Annotated in this window: 15 protein-coding genes and 1 tRNA gene; 1 reads left to right on the forward strand and 15 read right to left on the reverse strand. The window is 47.9% G+C overall.

The window, feature by feature from the left end:
• Positions 1 to 146: 146 nt before the first annotated feature.
• From EP073_RS08875 to EP073_RS08935, 13 genes are all read right to left on the reverse strand, one after another.
• Positions 147 to 1,889 (reverse strand): ABC transporter ATP-binding protein, encoded by a 1,743-nt coding sequence (locus EP073_RS08875; RefSeq protein WP_128466796.1) that lies wholly within the window; start codon positions 1,887 to 1,889, stop codon positions 147 to 149.
• On the reverse strand, positions 1,886 to 3,679 hold the full coding sequence (locus EP073_RS08880) for an ABC transporter ATP-binding protein (protein ID WP_206617456.1): 1,794 nt from the start codon (positions 3,677 to 3,679) through the stop codon (positions 1,886 to 1,888). The genes EP073_RS08875 and EP073_RS08880 overlap by 4 nt, the downstream gene beginning before the upstream one ends.
• Positions 3,676 to 4,902, reverse strand: coding sequence for an MFS transporter (locus tag EP073_RS08885; protein ID WP_128466797.1), 1,227 nt, complete (start codon positions 4,900 to 4,902; stop codon positions 3,676 to 3,678). The genes EP073_RS08880 and EP073_RS08885 overlap by 4 nt, the downstream gene beginning before the upstream one ends.
• Complete coding sequence (locus EP073_RS08890) at positions 4,902 to 6,983, reverse strand: TonB-dependent receptor (RefSeq protein ID WP_128466798.1); 2,082 nt, start codon at positions 6,981 to 6,983, stop codon at positions 4,902 to 4,904. The genes EP073_RS08885 and EP073_RS08890 overlap by 1 nt, the downstream gene beginning before the upstream one ends.
• 93 nt (positions 6,984 to 7,076) lie before the next feature.
• Positions 7,077 to 8,030, reverse strand: coding sequence for a helix-turn-helix domain-containing protein (locus EP073_RS08895; RefSeq protein WP_128466799.1), 954 nt, complete (start codon positions 8,028 to 8,030; stop codon positions 7,077 to 7,079).
• Positions 8,031 to 8,240: 210 nt separating this feature from the next.
• Positions 8,241 to 8,314 (reverse strand) — tRNA-Pro (locus tag EP073_RS08900).
• Positions 8,315 to 8,444: 130 nt separating this feature from the next.
• The gene (locus EP073_RS08905) at positions 8,445 to 9,203 is read right to left on the reverse strand and encodes an ABC transporter ATP-binding protein (RefSeq protein WP_128466800.1); all 759 of its coding nucleotides are present in this window, start codon (positions 9,201 to 9,203) and stop codon (positions 8,445 to 8,447) included.
• The gene (locus EP073_RS08910) at positions 9,200 to 10,204 is read right to left on the reverse strand and encodes a FecCD family ABC transporter permease (protein WP_128466801.1); all 1,005 of its coding nucleotides are present in this window, start codon (positions 10,202 to 10,204) and stop codon (positions 9,200 to 9,202) included. The genes EP073_RS08905 and EP073_RS08910 overlap by 4 nt, the downstream gene beginning before the upstream one ends.
• Before the next feature lie 17 nt (positions 10,205 to 10,221).
• Positions 10,222 to 11,187, reverse strand: a complete 966-nt coding sequence (locus tag EP073_RS08915) for an ABC transporter substrate-binding protein (protein ID WP_128466802.1) — start codon at positions 11,185 to 11,187, stop codon at positions 10,222 to 10,224.
• A 1-nt stretch (position 11,188) separates the two neighbouring features.
• Positions 11,189 to 12,160 (reverse strand): ABC transporter substrate-binding protein, encoded by a 972-nt coding sequence (locus EP073_RS08920; protein WP_128466803.1) that lies wholly within the window; start codon positions 12,158 to 12,160, stop codon positions 11,189 to 11,191.
• Positions 12,161 to 12,364: 204 nt separating this feature from the next.
• Positions 12,365 to 13,111 carry a nickel pincer cofactor biosynthesis protein LarB gene (larB, locus tag EP073_RS08925; protein ID WP_128466804.1) on the reverse strand — a complete coding sequence of 249 codons (747 nt, stop codon included), beginning with the start codon at positions 13,109 to 13,111 and terminating at the stop codon, positions 12,365 to 12,367.
• On the reverse strand, positions 13,111 to 14,292 hold the full coding sequence (gene larC, locus EP073_RS08930) for a nickel pincer cofactor biosynthesis protein LarC (protein ID WP_128466805.1): 1,182 nt from the start codon (positions 14,290 to 14,292) through the stop codon (positions 13,111 to 13,113). The genes larB and larC overlap by 1 nt, the downstream gene beginning before the upstream one ends.
• A gap of 13 nt (positions 14,293 to 14,305) precedes the next feature.
• Complete coding sequence (locus tag EP073_RS08935; protein WP_128466806.1) at positions 14,306 to 15,508, reverse strand: aldo/keto reductase; 1,203 nt, start codon at positions 15,506 to 15,508, stop codon at positions 14,306 to 14,308.
• A gap of 342 nt (positions 15,509 to 15,850) precedes the next feature.
• Between EP073_RS08935 and EP073_RS08940 the strand changes: the two genes are divergently transcribed.
• Complete coding sequence (locus EP073_RS08940) at positions 15,851 to 17,110, forward strand: HD-GYP domain-containing protein (protein ID WP_128466807.1); 1,260 nt, start codon at positions 15,851 to 15,853, stop codon at positions 17,108 to 17,110.
• Positions 17,111 to 17,134: 24 nt separating this feature from the next.
• Here EP073_RS08940 and EP073_RS08945 read toward each other — a convergent pair whose 3' ends face one another.
• Positions 17,135 to 17,572 carry a bifunctional nuclease family protein gene (locus EP073_RS08945; protein WP_128466808.1) on the reverse strand — a complete coding sequence of 146 codons (438 nt, stop codon included), beginning with the start codon at positions 17,570 to 17,572 and terminating at the stop codon, positions 17,135 to 17,137.
• Positions 17,573 to 18,889, reverse strand: coding sequence for a tRNA (N6-isopentenyl adenosine(37)-C2)-methylthiotransferase MiaB (miaB, locus tag EP073_RS08950; RefSeq protein WP_241653986.1), 1,317 nt, complete (start codon positions 18,887 to 18,889; stop codon positions 17,573 to 17,575). It lies immediately after the preceding gene.
• Position 18,890: the final 1 nt, after the last annotated feature.

The raw sequence follows: 18,890 nt of genomic DNA on the forward strand, positions 1-18,890 counted from the left end.
GAATAGGCTCTTTAAAAAGGAAAATCAACTGCTACATTTAATTCAGCCGGAACATAGGCAAAGCAATATTGTTTGGATGAAAGAATACGCGGCAAATGCTCTGTTCCGATGTTATTCACTCAAACAGCCGACAGAAAAAAATATGGTCAGAACATCCAGTCTTTTATCCTCTGCTGTTCGTCCCAGAGGCGTCTGTACAGTCCGCCGCTCTCAAGCAGTTCGGAATGCGCTCCTTCTTCCGCTATGCGCCCTCTGTCCATAACAACTATTTTGTCAGCGTTCACAACGGTGTTCAACCTGTGGGCTATGACAAGTACAGTCTTATTTTTCACAAGCTCATTCACAGCCGCCTGAATATGCTTTTCATTTTCAGGGTCAAGGGAGGCAGTCGCCTCATCCAGAAGAATAACCGGAGCATTTTTCAGTATGGCTCTTGCTATGGAAAGCCTCTGCTTTTCCCCTCCTGAAAGCCTTGAACCGCCTTCGCCCACAAAAGAGCCGTACTTATCCGGTAACCTTTCAATGAACTCGGCACAACCCGCTTTCTCCGCCGCTTCTTTAACTTCCGACTCTGAAGCAGTCCTGTTTCCTATTGCTATGTTATTGTAAACAGTGTCATCAAACAGATAAACATCCTGAAAAACCATGGAAACGCAGGAAAGCAGATCCTCCGGCTTATACTCTCTCACGTCACATCCGCCGAGAAGTACCTCACCCGCGCATGTATCCCAGAAACGGGCAATCAGCCTAGTAAGAGTGGTTTTCCCCGAGCCGGAAGTGCCTACAACCGCTGTAAAACTCTGTTCAGGCAGTTTCAGGCTTATATTCTCAAGCACGTAAGTTTCATTGTAGCTGAATGAAACATTTCTGAACTCAATATCAAACCGCTCAGGCTTCGGCGCGCCGCCTCCGGTTTGAACAGGTTCGTCAAGGAGCTTGGTTACCCTTTTCACGCTTAAATTGTAATAGTGCGTCTCATTAACATATATGAATGCCTGAATCAGCGGTTCAAATGCTCTGGAACCGAGAATCAGGAATGTTATGTATACCGGAATATCAATCCTGCCCGTCAGAAGAAAAGCCAGCCCAGCAACTATAATTACAGTCAGCCCGGCGTTGAGGATAATTGTACTGACAACAGCCGTCGGACCTGCGGACGCCTCTATCTTTATGCTGAGCCTTTTCAGTTCCCTAAAAGCCTTTTCCAGACGCTCAAAACGCACTCCGGTGAGACCGAAGGACTTTATGAACCTGATACCCGCCAAATATTCAAGCATGCGTGATGATGCCGCTGTTTTTGCTTTGTGATGTTTTACACCCACGGATATAACTATTCTTTTTGCAATCATATAAGCAGGCAGAGCCAGAGGAATAACCGCAGCGCCCGCGAGAGCGAGCTGCCAGTTCTGAAAGGCGAGGAAAACAAGCAGTACAACAGGCATTATCACAGCACCTGCTATCTGCGTGAGCAGATGGCTGATCATGTGCTCCACGTTAGCGTAGTCAGAGATCAGATAAGCTCCTATGCTTCCCTGATCACGGCTGTTGAAAAAACCCATAGGGAGCCTGCGGAGCTTTTCTGCTATGGTTATACGCCCCTCCGCCCCAATACCGTAACTGCCGAGATTCACAGAGAAATACGCTTTTCTGCTTATGAAATACTGCACTGCGACAGCCGCTGCGAGAGCTATCCAGATTATGCCGAGCTGACGGGTGTCAAGAGTTAACGAAGGTTCGGCAAGAGGCTTATAAAACTCAAGCACAGCCGCCAGAAGTATTCCGTAAGGTACGCCTCTGAAAGCATATTCTGCAAGTGTCCACAGGAAAACCGGAGCGAGCTTTTCGGGATTTCCCGCTCCTGCCGTACTGAGCGTGGATATAAAGCTCATCTTCTGCCCCCTTTTTTCACGTCGATCTTCCATTCACGCATATAAGAATATGTCCTCCACATTTTCGCATACAGTCCGTCGGCGGATACCAGTTCTTCGTGTATTCCTCTTTCAGTGATTCTTCCCCTGTCCATGACTATGATCTGTCCGGCATTGCGGACGGTCGAGAGCCTGTGTGCTATAACAAGCACGGTTTTATCCTTTATAAGTTTTGAAAATGCCTCAAGAATCCTCCCTTCGTTGTCAGGGTCGGCATATGCTGTTGCCTCGTCAAGAATCAGCACGGGGGAATTTTTCAGAATCGCTCTGGCTATCGCCACTCTCTGCTGCTCACCGCCGGAGAGATACGTTCCCCCCTCACCGACAAGAGTTGCGTAACCATCGGGAAGATTCTCAATAAACTCATGGCAGCAGGCAGCTTTCGCAGCATTTACAACATCATCCATTGCAGCGTCAGTGTTCCCCATGCGGATATTTTCCTCAATGGTATCAAAGAAAAGAAAGTTCTCTTGAAACACGAATGACACGTGATTCATCAAAATCTCCGTACTCATATCCTTAATGTTCACCCCGCCAATTTTTATCTCTCCGTCCTGTATGTCCCAGAATCTTGCCGCGAGCATCCCTACAGTTGATTTCCCCGCACCGGATGGACCCACTATGGCAGTAACACTCCCCGCCTCCACACGGAAGGAAACATCTTTCAGTACCGACTCATTCCCATAAGAGAAAGTGACATCCGCAAACTCAACCGATGAATCGTCAGGAACGGCAGGCACAGAAGGTTCACGCATTTCCTCCATGTTCAGCACCCCGTCCACACGCTCAAGCCCAACGGTTATCTGACGCAGGTTGTTCACCATGAAAATCAGCTTAAGAAACGGAAAAAACATTCCGCTGCCGAGGATAAGAAAAAGAAATATTTTTGGCGCATATGCCGTGTAATCCTCCGTATTCAGCCCGAAGTATCCGGCGGCAGGAATAAGAAACAACAGCGGAGCGGACAGAACAGTGAGAAACGCCGGATAAATCAGCGCATACTGCTTCGTTATCCTGAACGCCAAATCACGGAATGAGTAAACGCTTTTTTTAAGCGATTCAAACGATTCAGCATCCGCATTAAACACTTTCACAACGGGCATTCCCTTCACATATTCGGCAACGGCAGAGTTCATATTCTCAAGAGCAAGATTAAACTCTCTGTACAGGTCATTAGATGAGAACATCCGAGTCTGAATATACAAGGCGGCACCAAGAGGAATAAACAACGCAAGAGCCATGCGCCAGTCCGTAAAAAAAAGATATAAAGCGGTGAACACAGGGAACACCACAGCACCTGTTATATCCGGTATATGGTGCGCCACGAAGAGTTCGATGCGCTCCACATCCTCTGTCATTATCTTCTTTATGCCGCCTGTTGTTCTGTTGGTGAAAAAACCCATGGAAAGCTTGGTCAATTTTTCGGACAGCTTTACCCTAAGCTCATAAAGAATATTGAACGCCGCAATATGCGAGCACATGAAAGCCGCATACAGCATGATGCCTGCGATCCCCACGGCTCCGAGACTTATGAAGCCCAGACGGTAGAGCCATGAGACATCCGCCTTATGTATATCTGAGGCGTTTTCCGCCAGTTCGCTTATTATGAAATACACAGCGGTAACCGGAACAAACTGTAACGCAGTTGCTGTAACACTCAGAAGCATGGAAGCTATGAGAAATTTCTTTTTCGTTCCCGCTATTTCTAGAAGCCGCTTTATGCCGGATATATTATCCGTTCTCTCCATCATTGTACCCCGTCCGGACATCCGGACTCACACTCTTCTGTGTCTGCTATGCGCCCGTTGTGGAAAAGATTCTCCAGCAACAGATACACAAGCAGACATATAAATGAGCACAGAAGAAATAAAATCACATATCCGAAATACTGGGCAACAGCTCCGCTTATGCCTGCTATAAACATCCCGCCGAAGAAGGTCACAGACATAAACATAGTAAAGTCTGTCCCCTCGCGCCCCTTACGGGCAAAATCCATCGCGATGGTGTTGAACACGGTGAGCAGCAGAGAAAAGGATATAAACACCACACACATTGCCACTTGAATGAGATATATTCCTCCATTTCCGGAGGCAACAGGAACAAGCATAAGGCACGCGAATATCTGAAAGGCACTGCTGGCGAGCATTACTTTTCTGCGTCCGTATTTTTTCACCGCAAAGCCAGCCGTCAGCGCAGCAGGAACCCCTGCCAGTGGATAAAGCCCTATGGCAGCAGAAATGAAGTTCCATGAATAGCCCTGATCAATCATCAGAGGTTTAATCATCGTCATGGCGCTGAACACCCCTCCGAAAGCAAGGAGCATCACAGGTATAAGCCTTTTTATTCCGCTGATCCTGAAGAAACTCACAATATCCCGGTATGAGGCGGCTCTCACCGGATCCGGTGATTTCTCTTCACCCGAAAAAATCAGAGGGGCAGAAAGCAGCATGGTAACAATAAAAAGCGTAACAAGAGTTGTTCCCCACGATGTGCGGATATAGAGAATCAGAGCCAGACTTGAGCCAAGCACAACACCCAGCATATTTCCGCCCGCCTGAATTCCGTTGCCCACACCTCTTTCCGCAGGTTCGAGCATCTTCACTGCGTAGGCGTCAACCGCTATGTCCTGAGTGGACGCGAAAAAGTATGACAAGGTCATCAGCATGATAACTGTCATAAAATTTTCGTTCAGAGAAAAGAACGCTGAGGCAAGAGTGGCAGAGGCAAAGAGAATCTGCATGACGAAAATCCACTTGCGGTAATGGTTTTTTCCCCTGCCCCACCTGTCCACCACCGGCGACCAAAGGAACTTCAGAGCCCAAGGCATGCTTATCATTCCGGCAAAGCCTATGCTCCGAAGCGAAAAACCCTCATTGCGCATGATTACCGGAAGAGCGTTTGTCGCAAAGTGTCCGGGAATAAGCTGTGCCGTATAGAGGCACGCAAGGGCTAAGAATTTTTTTCTGTTTTCCATTAAAACCTTCCGGCAACCGCTACCCCTATAACCCTTGGTTCGCCTGCTCTGCCGTACCAAACATCATTCACTTCAAAGGCGCGCACAGCGTACTCCTCATCAAGAAGATTTCTGCCGTAGAGGTAAATGTCATAGCGGCTTCCCTGATAACCTATCTTAGCGTTTAACACTCCGTAGCTCTTCTGTTCCTCGGAGTTTGCGGGGTCAAAGTATACTTTGCCGAAGTAGCTGTAATTTGTATTAGCGTAAAACCCGCCGCCGAAGCGGTATGCTGCGCCGAAATTCGCCGTATAAAGCGGTGAGTCGATGACTCTGTTGCCGCTGAAATCCTCATCTCCTTTAGTGTAGTCCTTGTATTCAGCGTAGGTGTAACCTGCGCCGGCGTTTACCACAAGACCGGAAAGAGGCATGGCGGATATTTCCACCTCCGCTCCGGTGCTTTCGGCTTCCGCGGCATTCTCCATATACACGGATGTTCCGCTCGCGTCGGCTATCTCCACCTGCATATCCTTCCAGTCAATATGGAACACAGCGGCGTTGAAATTCAGCCTGCGATCAAGCCATGAAGACTTCAGTCCAAGCTCATAGTTCCATGTATATTCAGGATCAAATGATGAACCCATGTTTTCCTTTTCGTTGAAGCCTCCGCTCCTGAAGCCTCTTGAGATGCTGGCGTAAGTGAGCAGTTCACCCGTGAAGCGGTATTTCACGGAAAGCTTCGGCAGCCATGCGCCGTATGTCTCCTCTTCTGAGCCTGATATACTTCCGTAGCCCATCATAGGAAGAACAGAACCGGAAGGGGTTTGATTATAGCCGAACTCTTTTTTCTCGCTGTCGTATCTCAGTCCCGCGGTAACTTCCAGCCTGCTGCCGAACTCATACCCTGCTTCACCGAACACGGCTATACCGGTTGTTTCCGTCTCGCTGTTCTGCCTCAGGTTTTCTCCCGGAACACCCATGCCCATATTCATGAAGTTCATCCATGTGTTGTATCTGCGCTCATCCTTCTCAGAAAGGAGGAACAGTCCGGCTATCCAGTTCAGTTTCCCGTCCGCGTTATCGGACATCAGTCGAAACTCCTGTGAAAAGGAGTTTATATCTTTCTCAACGTCAATGGAGATCATGTCAATGGGCGTGAAGTCCGTATCATTCATAAACATAGACTCGCTTCTGCTGTAAGCCGTGACGGATACCAGCTTCACATCACCTGCCGAATATTCGCCGCGCAGGGAGAGCATATCGAAATCATTGTATGTTTCGCCGTCTTCGTTTACGTTTATATTTTTACGCATGCTGCCACCGTGTAAAGGAGCAAAGTTGGCATATTTATCACCGTCATAGCGCTGAAACCCGTAACTTAAATCCGCGGAGAACTCATTTCCTGATTTATATCCGAGGCTGAATTTACCGTCCTTTTTCTCTGTTTTGCCAAGGTCATCCTCACCGTTTACGCTTTCAAAGTAACCATCGGTTTCCGCATATCTCGCAGCGGCTTTTATGAACAGTCTGTCACTGACAACGGGTCCGCTGATTGACGCCTTGGTCTCATAAGTATTGAAGCTGCTTATGTCTATGCCCGCTCTGCCTGCCCATGTGTCGGACGGCTGCTTCGTAACTATGTTTATGACCCCTGCCTCGGAGTTTCTGCCGTAAAGCGTCCCCTGCGGTCCTTTGAGAATCTCGATGCGCTCAACATCATAAAAACTCACATCCAGATTGGGATGATAAACGTCATCAACATAAAAGCCGACAGACGGAATCTGATTCATGGAACCGGTAATCCCTCTCATAGTGGCAAATGTTGTGATTGATTCGCCCGTCTGAGTTACATAGAGATTCGGTGTCATGCTCATAACATCCGCAAGAGTGCGCAGCCCGTATTCATCAACCTCTTCCCCGCTTAAGGATGATACGGCAGATGGAACTTCCTTAATATCTCTTCCTCTTTTTTCCGCCGTGACGACCACTGTGTCCAGCTCGTATACATCTGCTGTCGCGTTATCCGCCGCATTTGCGGAAAATGTGAAAGCTGTGAGCATATAGGCGGCAAGTATCGCAAACCCCGTTCTCTTTGGAAGCATAGTCTTCCCTCCGTTTAAAATGACTTAGAGGGCTCAAACTTATCATCAACAGCGTATGAAAAAATAGAATATGAAGTGCTCAATATAGAAAAATCAGGAAATGGTTTTAAAGAATCTTCCGGGGGTAGTTCCGTAAAACTTCACAAACTCCCTGATGAAGTGTGAAGTGTCGCTGAAACCAAGATGGTGGCTTATTTCGGTTATGTTCATTCTGTCTTCCGCGAGCAGAGCCTCCGCATGGCGCATTCTTTCATTACGCAGAATGGAATACGGTGTGGAGTTGAACAGGCTTCTGAAGCCTTTTTTGAGCTTTGTGCTGTTTATGCCCACCCTTTTTGACAACTCATCAAGAGCCGGAGGGCTGTCCATCTCCGCAATCAGGATTTCCCGTGCCTCCCTGATCCGCTCCTCATCGCCGCGGCAGAGTTTCAGCGCCTTAGGCAGCGACAGGCTGTGCTGTACCTCTCTGAGTATGTGAACCATCAGTTCCATACTCTTGCTTTCAAGAAAAAGCCTGTTCAGAGCGCCCTTATATGGACTGTTGATTATCTGATCCAGCACCACGCGCACGGATGGAGACAGCAATGTGCTTATATTAATGGAGGCTGCGTCTTTGCGGAATATGCTCCTGAAAGATTCAGGCACATACTCCTCTTCACCCCCGAAATACTCAAGAAAACGCATGGGGGAAACATACAGATTCAGAATGCGGTAATGCTCACCGGCGAATGTCCGGACAGAGCATCTGCTCAGCGGGTTATAGGTAACAAGGCTTCTGCCTGAGCTTCCGTCAAGAACGGCTGTTTCTCTGCCGCCCCTGATTATGCTTCCGTAACCTTTACCGTTCATGTGAAAAGAAAATTCAAGCGGTGCGGAATCTATCTCGAAATCGGCTGTGGAAGTTTCCTTCGCCACATAGTCCATAAACGAAATCTCAACTCCGCATGAAAGCGACACATGACGGAACATACCTGTGACATTACCGAAGGTGTTAAGAAAATTCCATGATGTATCAATTAATTGAGAGCCGGCATCCTTTGTAAGCATATTTTACCCACTCATTTAATTTAGTTAGATATAACTAAATTAAATTTTCCACCAAGTCAAGCGGGAATGAGCCAACCGGAAATGATTCTGCGGCAAGACAGGCAAACAAAGGATAATTCCGAAAACTGTACAGAACTTAAAGTACCGCATAATTTTGCAGCCAATAAAAAAAGCCAATCATTAAGTGATTGGCTTTTAAGAAACTTTAAATCGGGATGACAGGATTTGAACCTGCGACCACACCCACCCCAAGGGTGTACGCTACCAAGCTGCGCTACATCCCGCTGCTCTTTCCTGTTGGGGAATCCGTTTATATCAAAGGGACTAATGCAAGTCAAGTGCTTTTTTTATCAAAATCTTACACTATGACAAAACACAGCTTTTTAACCTGCATCAGTATAACTCGCTTCCCTGTCATCTCTTCATATAGTGCGTAAAGCTCACCTGCTCCACAAGCGAGCGGGGCATATTGTAAAGGCTGCATACACAGTTAGCGTTTATGGTGTCTTCCGAAGGGCCGTCACCCATCACCTCTCCGTTTTTGATCAGGAGCGAGCGACCGCCGAGAAATACGGCATGCTCAGGGTGATGGGTAGTGAGGATAACGGTAAGTCCTTCCTGAGAAAGCTCCTTAATAACCTGAAGCAGCAGAAACTGGTTTCCGTAGTCCAACCCTGACACAGGCTCATCCATTATGAAATATTCCGCTTTCTGCGCAAGTGCCCTTGCTATCAGAACAAGCTGTCTTTCCCCGCCAGAAAGGTGAAGATACGGCCGTTCCGCATAATGGGAAAGATTCAGTCTGGTCAGCGCCCTCTGCGCATATTCATAATCCTCTTCCTTATATTTATACCAAGGGCTCATGGAAACTCTGCCCATCAGCACTACATCAAGCACGGAATACGAAAACACACCGCTGTGCATCTGCGGAACATATGAAACCAGAGAAGCAAGCCTCTTTCGCCCTATGCTGCGTATATCCCGCCCGTTGATGGAAATTACTCCGCTTTCCGCGTGCATAAAGCCCAATATAAGCTTAATGAGGGTGCTTTTCCCGCATCCGTTAGGTCCGAGGATGTTGACTATCTCACCCTTCCCCACCCTGAAGGAAACACCGTTGAGAACGCTTTTTTTTCTTGAATAGCCAAAATGCAATCCGCTGACCTCTATCATCTCCACCTGCCTTTATTCTGATACATAGCAAACACCACTAGGGGCAGACTCACCAGCGAAGTGACTATTCCGATTGGTATCTCCATTGTGAAGGCTGAACGCACCACAGAATCCGTCAGAAGCATAAACGCACCGCCGCCTATGGCGGTGACGGGCATAAGCACCCTGTTATCGGGCCCCACAAAGAACCGCGCCATATGCGGAACAACAAGACCAACCCAGCCGATTGTACCCGCTATCACAACCGTTGAAGCGCTGACAAGGGTTGCGGCGGCTATGATCTCTATCCGTTTTCGTTTGACAGATATGCCCAGTGCCTGTGCTTCCTCATCACCAAGGCTCAGAACATTCAGCAGCTTGCCCTGAAAACAAAGAAAAACAATCCCCGCAACCATTATAAAACCGACATGTATAAGCACGGTATTTGTGGCATTGGCAAGAGTGCCCATAAGCCAGTACACAAGCTCAGGAAGCTGGCTTGTGGGATCAGCTATATATTTGAGGAGCGATGAAAGCGAAGTAAACAGAGAACCGCTGATCATACCCCCCAGAATAAGTACCAGAAGAGTTGAGCGCGGTAAAAGAAGCGAAAGCAGTACAGCCAGTCCCACAGCGGCACAGGCAAATACAAAAGCCATTATCTGCGTGGCGATCCATGACTCTATAATAACTATACCCACGGCCGCACCGAAAGACGCACCTGCCAGAACACCGAGTATCCCCGGTGAAACAAGGGGATTTACAAACATAGCCTGATAGGCAGCGCCCGAAACTGCAAGCGCTGAACCGACCAAAACAGCGGCAATGATGCGCGGCAGACGTATTTCCGTGATAAGGAAGATGATTTCACTCTGCTTATAGGTTAGTTCCCTCCCCGCTATGGAGTCGGCTGCTGAATGATATATCTCCGCAAGCGTCATGGGATACCGCCCTAGCGTCAGTGACACAAGGATAATTGCAATTAAAATCAGAGTTATTGTTAATACAGGGTATTTCCTCATCAAAATTCCTTTTCAGATTATTCGCAGAGCATTTCTTTTATCTGCGGTGCAGACATATTCAGACCGAAGAACGTCTTTATAAATTTGGCGGTTTCAGCTTCCATATTCACGCTGCATCTGTCGGGATGAATTTTGCATATCAGCCACGGAAGACCGACAATGCGCATGAAGGAAGGCGGTCTGTCCAGCCATGCGAAAGGCTCATAGGGAACACTGAAAATTCTGCCTGCTTTGACCGCTCTGAGCCTTTTCCATCTGGGGTCTTTGTTTATTGTGTTCATAAGATTAGGGTTCTGCACAAGGATCACATCCGGATCATAGATCACAAGCTGCTCGAAGGAGATGGTGGAAATATCCGTTCCTGATGGACATTTATGTACAAAGCTGCCGCCGGCAAGCGCTATCGCCTCCTCCCTGTATGAACCGGAGCAGACAGTCTCAAGCCCGTTTCCCCCCTGTGCGAAATAGACTTTAAACCTTTGATTTTCGGGATAGCCCTTCATCATCTCAGCAGCGGTCTTAAGGGAGTTTTCCGCGTACTGCGCAAGCTCCTCCCCGCGTTCCTGCATATTCAGCTCTTTGCCCAGACTCCTGAAAACATTTATATAATCCTGCATTGTAACGCTTTTCAGCACAACAGAGGGAATATTGATCTCCCTGAGAGTCACCTCGGCGGCGGAATCCCTTGACTCGTCAGCACGGAGAAGGAGCGCCTTTTTTATATTTGACCTCAGCAAAACCTCCTTATCCGCCGTGCTGCCGCTGTACCAGCCGCCGACAACTGGAAGCTTCTGATATTTTTCAGGAATATATTTTTTCTCTGTTTCCCTGAGTGTTCCGTTCCAGCCGACAATCACATCCGGCGACATTATATAAAGCATGAAGGTTGCAGGGAATGTGGCTCCGTAATATCTTCCCTGCCCTTCCTCCGCATGTGCGGCAAATGCGCACAGGATAAGAACTGCAATAACATATTTTCTCATTCTACTGCCTCAGCATTTCTTCAACCTGAGCATCCGTAAGATCCAGATGCAGGAAGAGTTTCATGAAATTTTTAGTTTCGCTTTTTATATCAACTGTGCATTTTTCGGGGTACATATTGCAGGTAAGCCACTGCACAGCCATGAACTTCATCACGGCAGGCTTTTCCATCCAGCCGAAGGGACCGTAAGGCACAACAAATATCCTGTTCGTTTTGTATGCGCGCAGGCGCTTCCATCTGGAGTCTTTTTTGTATCCGTAGCCGAAGAACGGGTCTGTAATAAGCACGACGTCCGGGTTCATAGCCACTATCTGCTCAAAGGAAACCTGCTGTGCGCCTCTCATGTCAGGACTTAAGCATTCCAGAGCGTTAATTACGCCGCTAAGGGCGAGTTCCTCATAGTTACAGCCGGATCTCAGACCGTTTTTCCCCCCTGCCACATAAACACGGAGCTTCTCACTGTCCTTAAGCCCTTTTGTCATCTCTTTTGTTTTTTCAACGGCTTTCTCAGAATATGCAGCAAGTTCCTCCCCCCGTTCGGGCACACTCAGTTCCCTGCCCAGTTCCCTCAGCATAACTATGTAGTCATTCATATCAGAACCCTTCATAGTGAAGGTTTCTATCCCCATCTTTCTGAGTTCGGGTATCATCTGGTTAACATTGTGAGACGAACTGGAGATAATGAAGGCGCGCTTCACTTTCTCACGCATGAGCATTTCCCGATCGGGTATGCCGCCTTCATTATGCCAGCCGCCAAGAAACGGGAGGCTCTTGTATTTCTCAGAAATAAACTTTTCCTCATACGGATAAAACTTGTAAGACCATCCGGCAAGAATGTCGGGATTGACTATGTAAATCATAAAAACAGAGGGTACCGTCGCGCCCCATACTTTGTCTCCGGACGTCTCGTCGGCAAAAACAGAAAAAACGGAAATAAGCAATAGAAGACACACGGCAGAAAGCTTTCTCATCATCGCGGCACTCCTTTAAAATTCAGCAGTTATCAGCAGTCATAAAGAACATTATATTCCTGAACGGATAGCGCTATTACAAAAGTATATAGCGCCTTAATTCAATATTGGCTATGATTTTTTCACAGGAGGCTTAAATTAATTCAATAAACACAATAATTAAGGAATATTTGTAAAAGAAAGGTAAAAGAAGAGGGGTGATTTAATTCACCCCTGCATAGTATTTATAATCCTCACGGCAGCGCAGGCGGCGCCAAAGCCGTTGTCTATATTAACCACAGTGATCCCCCCAGCGCAGGAGGTCAGCATGCCCAGCAGTGCGGATATTCCGCCGAAGGCAGCACCGTAGCCGACGGAGGTTGGTACTGCGATTACCGGCTGCGATACAAGCCCTCCCACTACACCGGCAAGCGCGCCTTCCATACCAGCAGTGACTATTATCACCTTTGCCCGGCGTATTTCCTCCAGCCTGTCAAAAAGCCTGTGTATGCCCGCCACACCGACATCCGAGATAAGCTCCGCCCTGCATCCGAACATGCGGCAGGTGACAAGCGACTCCTCCGCAACGGGCAGGTCGGATGTTCCGGCGGTGATGATTCGCACCTCGCCCTCTTTATAATGTATCGGATCCTTCACAAAGCTCAGTGTGCGCCCCAGTCTGTTATATTCCGCACCGGAACATGTCTTAATCACATACTCCGCAGTCTCCGCGGAAACACGTGTGGCGAGCACGCTGCACCTGTCCCTGAGTTTGCAGAAAATATCACTTACCTGCTCAGGGGTCTTGTTTTCGGCGTATATAACTTCGGGAAAGCCGTTTCGGAGTTCACGATGCAGGTCAAACTTGGTGTGCCCAACATCTGCAAAAGGGAGATCACGAAGCTTCGTCAATCCCTCCTCCACACTTGTCCCGCCTTCTTTTATGCTGTTTAGGAGTTCTTTCAGCCTGTCCATTATTTTCCGCACTTCCATATCTGTGTGTAGACTTCGCTCAGCGGTATTCCGTGCTGTTCGGAGAGTTTTTTACAGTCTTCAAATTCCGGTTTGGAGCGGATAATCTTCCCGTCCATCACGGCGTTTTTCATTGTAACAGTTCCCAGCGGCGTATCCAGCTTATCAAAAGAAACCTCCAGCATATCCTTGCGAATCAGCGTGCTTTTAATACCAAGCGTGGAGGTATGGAGGAAAAGCAGTCTTCTGAACCTGTCCGCATCCTCATCGGGGCACAAAACAGATATGGTCACTGCCGGACGGTTCTTTTTCATTATTATAGGCGTGAAATGAACATCCGAAGCGCCCTCGTCCATGAGAAGCTCCATGGCAGCGCCGAGCATTTCGGGTGTCATATCGTCTATATTGCATTGCAGCAGCACAGCCTGACCTGTTTTCACATAGTTTTCAGCCTCCGCGAGAAAAACACGGAGCACGTTGGGCACCTCATTATCGTTGTGCCCTATTCCGTAGCCTGTTTTCTGTATTGCGAATCCTGATACATCACAGAATTTATCCGTAAGTGCCGCAAGAATAGCAGCTCCGGTGGGGGTAGTTGTCTCTTTATTCACTTTGCCTAGGGTAACAGGCACACCTTTGAGAATCTCAGCCGTAGCAGGCGCCGGCACAGGCATAAGCCCATGGGCACACTTCACCATTCCGCCGCCCAGTTCCACGGCGGATGAACGTACCTCATCAACGCCCAAAGCATGGAAGCATATTGCCGCCCCGACAATATCCACAATTGAATCAGTTGCCCCCACCTCATGGAAATGAACCTCGTACAGCCCTTTTCCGTGCACCTTCGCCTCAGCTTCGGCAACCTTGAGGAAAATATCCAGCGCTGTTTTCTTAACCTTATCCTCAAGGGCGCTGCTGTTTATAACAGTCTCAATATCTTTCAGATTCCGGTGATGATGTCCGTGGCTGTGGTCATGATGATGGTGTTTCAACGCCACATCAACCCTTGTGCCGGAGATACCCTTACGCATGTCTCCGGACGTTTTCACTTCAAACTCATCTCCCAGACCGAGCTTGGCGAGCTCAGTCCTGAGATAGTCCGCACTCACACCGAGATCTATCATGGCGGCAAGGTTCATATCCCCGCTGATACCGGAAAAACAATCGTAGTATAATATTTTCATGCCGCCTCCGGCTTTATTTCTTCAGATTGTCCACAAACATTTTTATCACACCTGCCGAGCGTTCCTCGAATCCTTCGCCCTCAAACTTAGCGGCGACATCCTTCAGCACATCCGGAATCTGTATAAACTGCGGGCATTTGTCGATACACTCGCCGCAGGAAACGCACATGGAGGCGTACCCCTTCTCACCGTCTGCGGTTACCCCGCTGAGACCGAGAATATAGTGAAAGCCGGCGTTCTCCATTCCGGTAAGAAAAGCAAGGTTATAGCAGTTGAAAGCCCCCGGAATGTCCACTCCGACTGGACACGGCATACAGTAGCCGCAGCCCGTGCAGCCGACCTTCATCAGCTCCTTATACTTCTTACCGACACGGTTTACGATACTAAGTTCCTTTTCTGTAAGCGAATCCGGAAACGAATCGCACGCAGAGGCTATGTTCCGCTCAATATGCGTTTCTTCGTTCATGCCTGAGATTATCACCTTAACCTCGGGATGGTTCCATATCCAGCGGAGTGACCAGTCCACATGGCTGCGTTTAGTTTCTGCCTCGTCCCATATATGCTGAATCTCAGCAGGGGGAGTATTCGCAAGATAGCCACCCCTGAGAGGTTCCATAGCAATGAGCCCAAGTCCTTTTGAGGCGGCGTATTTCAGTCCTGCCGTTCCCGCCTGATACTCCTGATCCAGAAAGTTGTACTGTATCATGCAGAAGTCCCAGTTATAAGCATCAACTATCGGAGCAAAATCCGCTCCCTGCCCGTGAAAGGAGAAACCTGCGTTCACTATCCGCCCGTCTTTTTTCGCCTGATCCAGAAATTCTGTGACGCCGAGTTCCCTGACCGTCTTCCACAGTGCGCCGTTAAGGGTGTGAACAAGGTAATAGTCTATTTTATCAGTGCCAAGCTTCTCAAGCTGGGCGTTGAGGTACTTGTCCATGTCCGCCCTGCTTTCCAGCAGCCATGAGGGGAGCTTGGTCGCAAGCCTCACCTTTTCACGGTAGCCGTCCCTGAGAGCCTTCCCTAAAACGATCTCGCTCTCGCCGCCGTGGTAAGGCCATGCGGTGTCCACATAGTTTACACCATTGTCTATAGCATAACGTATCTGGCTGATTGCTCTTTCCTCATCGATTCTGCCGTTCTTCATCGGCAGACGCATACAGCCGAATCCGAGAGCGGAAAGCTCATCGCCTGTCTTCGGCATTTTCCTGTACTGCATAAAACACCTTCTGTTTTTAACTGAATTGTACCTGCGCATTCAGCGCAGCGTTCTTTAAGCTTCTGACTAATTTTAATAAATATAAAAATGATTGCAATGTCCGTTTCTGCCTTAGTATTGCCTGTTCCTGCATCTGACTGCCGATTAAAACAGAATCAGCCCGTGTTTTTGCTTGTGTGCGAAACAGATTAAGACTAAAATTGTTTTATTCACCCGTTCAAGGCAACATTTGTTTTCTATCCGTCCTTTTTTGTGTATAATGCTTTATGTTGTTTCAGTAAAAAAGAAAATATAATCAGAAACAACTATAAAAGCTGTTCTTTTACGCACTGAGGGCAAAAAATGGTCAGAAATCTGCTCATACGAGTTTCAGATTTAAAACCGGGCATGATCGTTACTAAAACTGATAAGGAAGGGATCTACTTCCCGTATTACGGAACACCCATAGAAAATGACGAACCCATAAAGCTCCTTATAGAATCCGGCGTTGAAAGGGTTTTCATCCGCGTTGAAGTGAACGATATACCCGCCGAAAAAAGATCGGAACGGGAAAATGTAATTATTACAGAGCTTAAGAAGCAGACTGATCCCGATGCTGATTTCAGTATTATCAAAGAATTCGCCCCGACTATAGATGAAGTTGTAAAAGCGGAAGCCATACATAAAAGAACTAAGGAAGTCACAAAAAAGGTACTCACCGATGTGCGCATGGGCAAGACACTTGATGCCGAAGCCACTAAAGATGTTGTCAACGAGCTTGTGATGACATGCCTGAACAGCCCGAATGTTTTTCCGAATATGACAAGGCTCAAGGACTTTGACGACTACACCTTTACCCACTCCCTGAACGTCAGCATAATAAGTATAGCCATAGGGCGCAGGCTGGGCAAATCCCCATCTGAGCTTAACCTTATCGGTATGGCGGGGATTATGCACGACCTCGGCAAGATGAAGATCCCCGAGAAAATACTGAACAAGCCGGACAAGCTCACGGATGAGGAATTCCGCATAATGAAGCAGCATCCGGTACGGGGTTACGATCTGCTGAAATATTATACCAAACTGCCTGAGGATGTGCTGCTCTCCGTGCTCCAGCACCACGAAAAGGCAGACGGCTCCGGCTATCCGGGCGGAATAAACGAGAAGCAGATCAACCCTATGGCAAAAATAATCGCTATAGCAGATGTTTATGACGCTGTAACAAGCGACAGGGTCTACCATCAGGGAAAATCCCCCGCTGAGGCTCTTAAACTCATATTTGAAGGCTCCGGCAGGCACTTCAACGAGACACTGGTCAAATTCTTCATTAACATAATGGGGATATACCCTGTCGGTACTCTGACGATGCTTGATACTCACGAAATGGCGGTGGTATTCGACAGCAGACAGGAAGATATACTCAAGCCTGTGGTCATTGTCATAAGCAATGAAAAAGGAACGCGGATTGCCCCTTATCTGCTGGATCTGAAAAACCAGAACGGAGGCGCAGGTCAGAAAAAGATTATTTCATCAATCAAAAGCGACAGCTACGGTGTGGATACGAACGGAATAATTGAAGCCTTCGTAAAAGAGCACAAGCTTGCCCACCCCATGAACAGATAAGAGCGGGCACGAACAATAAAGCGATTATTTACAGCAGTCACTCTTCCTCTCGAAGCAGAGTTTTTTATCCCTGAATTTTTCAAAGAGAATCCTTTTCGCCACATAAACAGGAACCTTGGAAAGCAGAGCAAAACGCACAGCGTCCGACGGTCTGGCGTCCACTGCCCTTTCCTCACCGTTTACTATTATATAAACCTTTGATGTGAAAACCCCGTCCTCATAACCGTCTATCACCACCCTCTCAGGGAATGCGTTATCCAGTGAGGAAATAATACCCGCGGTTATTCCGAATATACCCAGATCATCCGTATTTTTTCCGCACAGAAATGAGTGAATCGTATTGGCGCTCTCCTCACCCACGGGAATGGGAAGAACCTCAAGCCCTGAAACTGATTCAAGCAGGATCATACATCTGCCTGTAAGCGGTTCCCTCATGACACATTTTAAGCCGACCTCTATCATTTAGTCCTCCGCTGCCTCTCCGAAAAAGCTGTTTGGTTTTGCCTCATGTATTATAACATCAGTTATATCACCGACTGATAAAACTTTTCTGCTTGTAAAATTTACCACTCTGTTCTGTCTGTTTCTGCCTGTGTATACTCCGCCGTCTCGTTTACTGAACCCTTCGGTCATTACTTCTGCCATTTTTCCTTTGTAGCCTGCGGATATTTCCGCGCTTATCCTCTTCTGGAGATCAAGCAGGCGGGCAAGGCGCATTTTCTTGTCTGAGGCTTTCACATCATCCGCAAGCCCCTCCGCCTTTGTCCCCGGACGCACCGAGTATGCGAAGGCGAAAAGAGACTCATAGCGGATCTCTTCCATCGCTGCGAGTGTCATCTCAAAATCTTCCGCTGTTTCACCCGGAAAACCGACAATAAAATCAGAAGAAAGAGCAAGCGAAGGCACGAGCTCCTTAGCTTTCAGCACCTTGTCCCTGTACTCCCCGTAGGTGTATTTTCTGTTCATGCGTTTCAGTACATCGCTGCTGCCTGCCTGCAAGGGAAGATGCAGACTTTCGCAGACCTTGTCCAGATCCCGCATGGCATATATAAGCTCATCAGAAAAATCTTTGGGATGTGAGGTGACAAACCTTATCCTCTCGATCCCGCTTATATTATTCACCCTATATAAAAGTTCCGTAAAATTGATGTTTTCGTCAAGGTTTTTTCCGAAGGAGTTCACATTCTGCCCCAAAAGGGTTATCTCTTTCACCCCTTTGTCCGCAAGAAAACGGATCTCATCCAGAATCTCCGCTGCATGTCTGCTTTTTTCCCTTCCCCGCACATAAGGCACTATGCAGTATGAGCAGAAATTGTCGCACCCTTTCATTATGGTTATAAAGGCGCTGCATCCGGTCTGCCTGCCGAAAACAGGCACTTTCAGCTCTCCGCCCTCGAACTCGGTGAAGCAAACCTTTTCGCCCTTCTCCACCAGCTCCACAGCTTCACCTATGCGGGCTATGGCGTCCGTTCCCAATACAAAATCCGTCTGCGGGTAACGCTTAAGAAGCGCTTCGCCGTCCTGCTGCGCCACACAGCCGCATACGCCTATCTTGAGTTCAGGGTTCTTTCTCCTTATTTTTTTAAGCCTGCCGAGTTCACTTGAAACCTTGTGGTGGGGTTTCTCCCTAACACTGCATGTATTTACAAGCGCGTAATCAGCCTCTTCGGGTGTTTCCGCCTGAGTAAAGCCCATAGCGGCGAAAAAGGAAGCCAGTCTTTCCGAATCGTACTCGTTCATCTGGCATCCGTATGTGTTTATGTAAAAACTTCTGCTCAAA

Origin of the sequence: Geovibrio thiophilus (assembly GCF_004087915.1) — a bacterium.
In the GTDB taxonomy this organism is placed as follows: domain Bacteria; phylum Chrysiogenota; class Deferribacteres; order Deferribacterales; family Geovibrionaceae; genus Geovibrio; species Geovibrio thiophilus.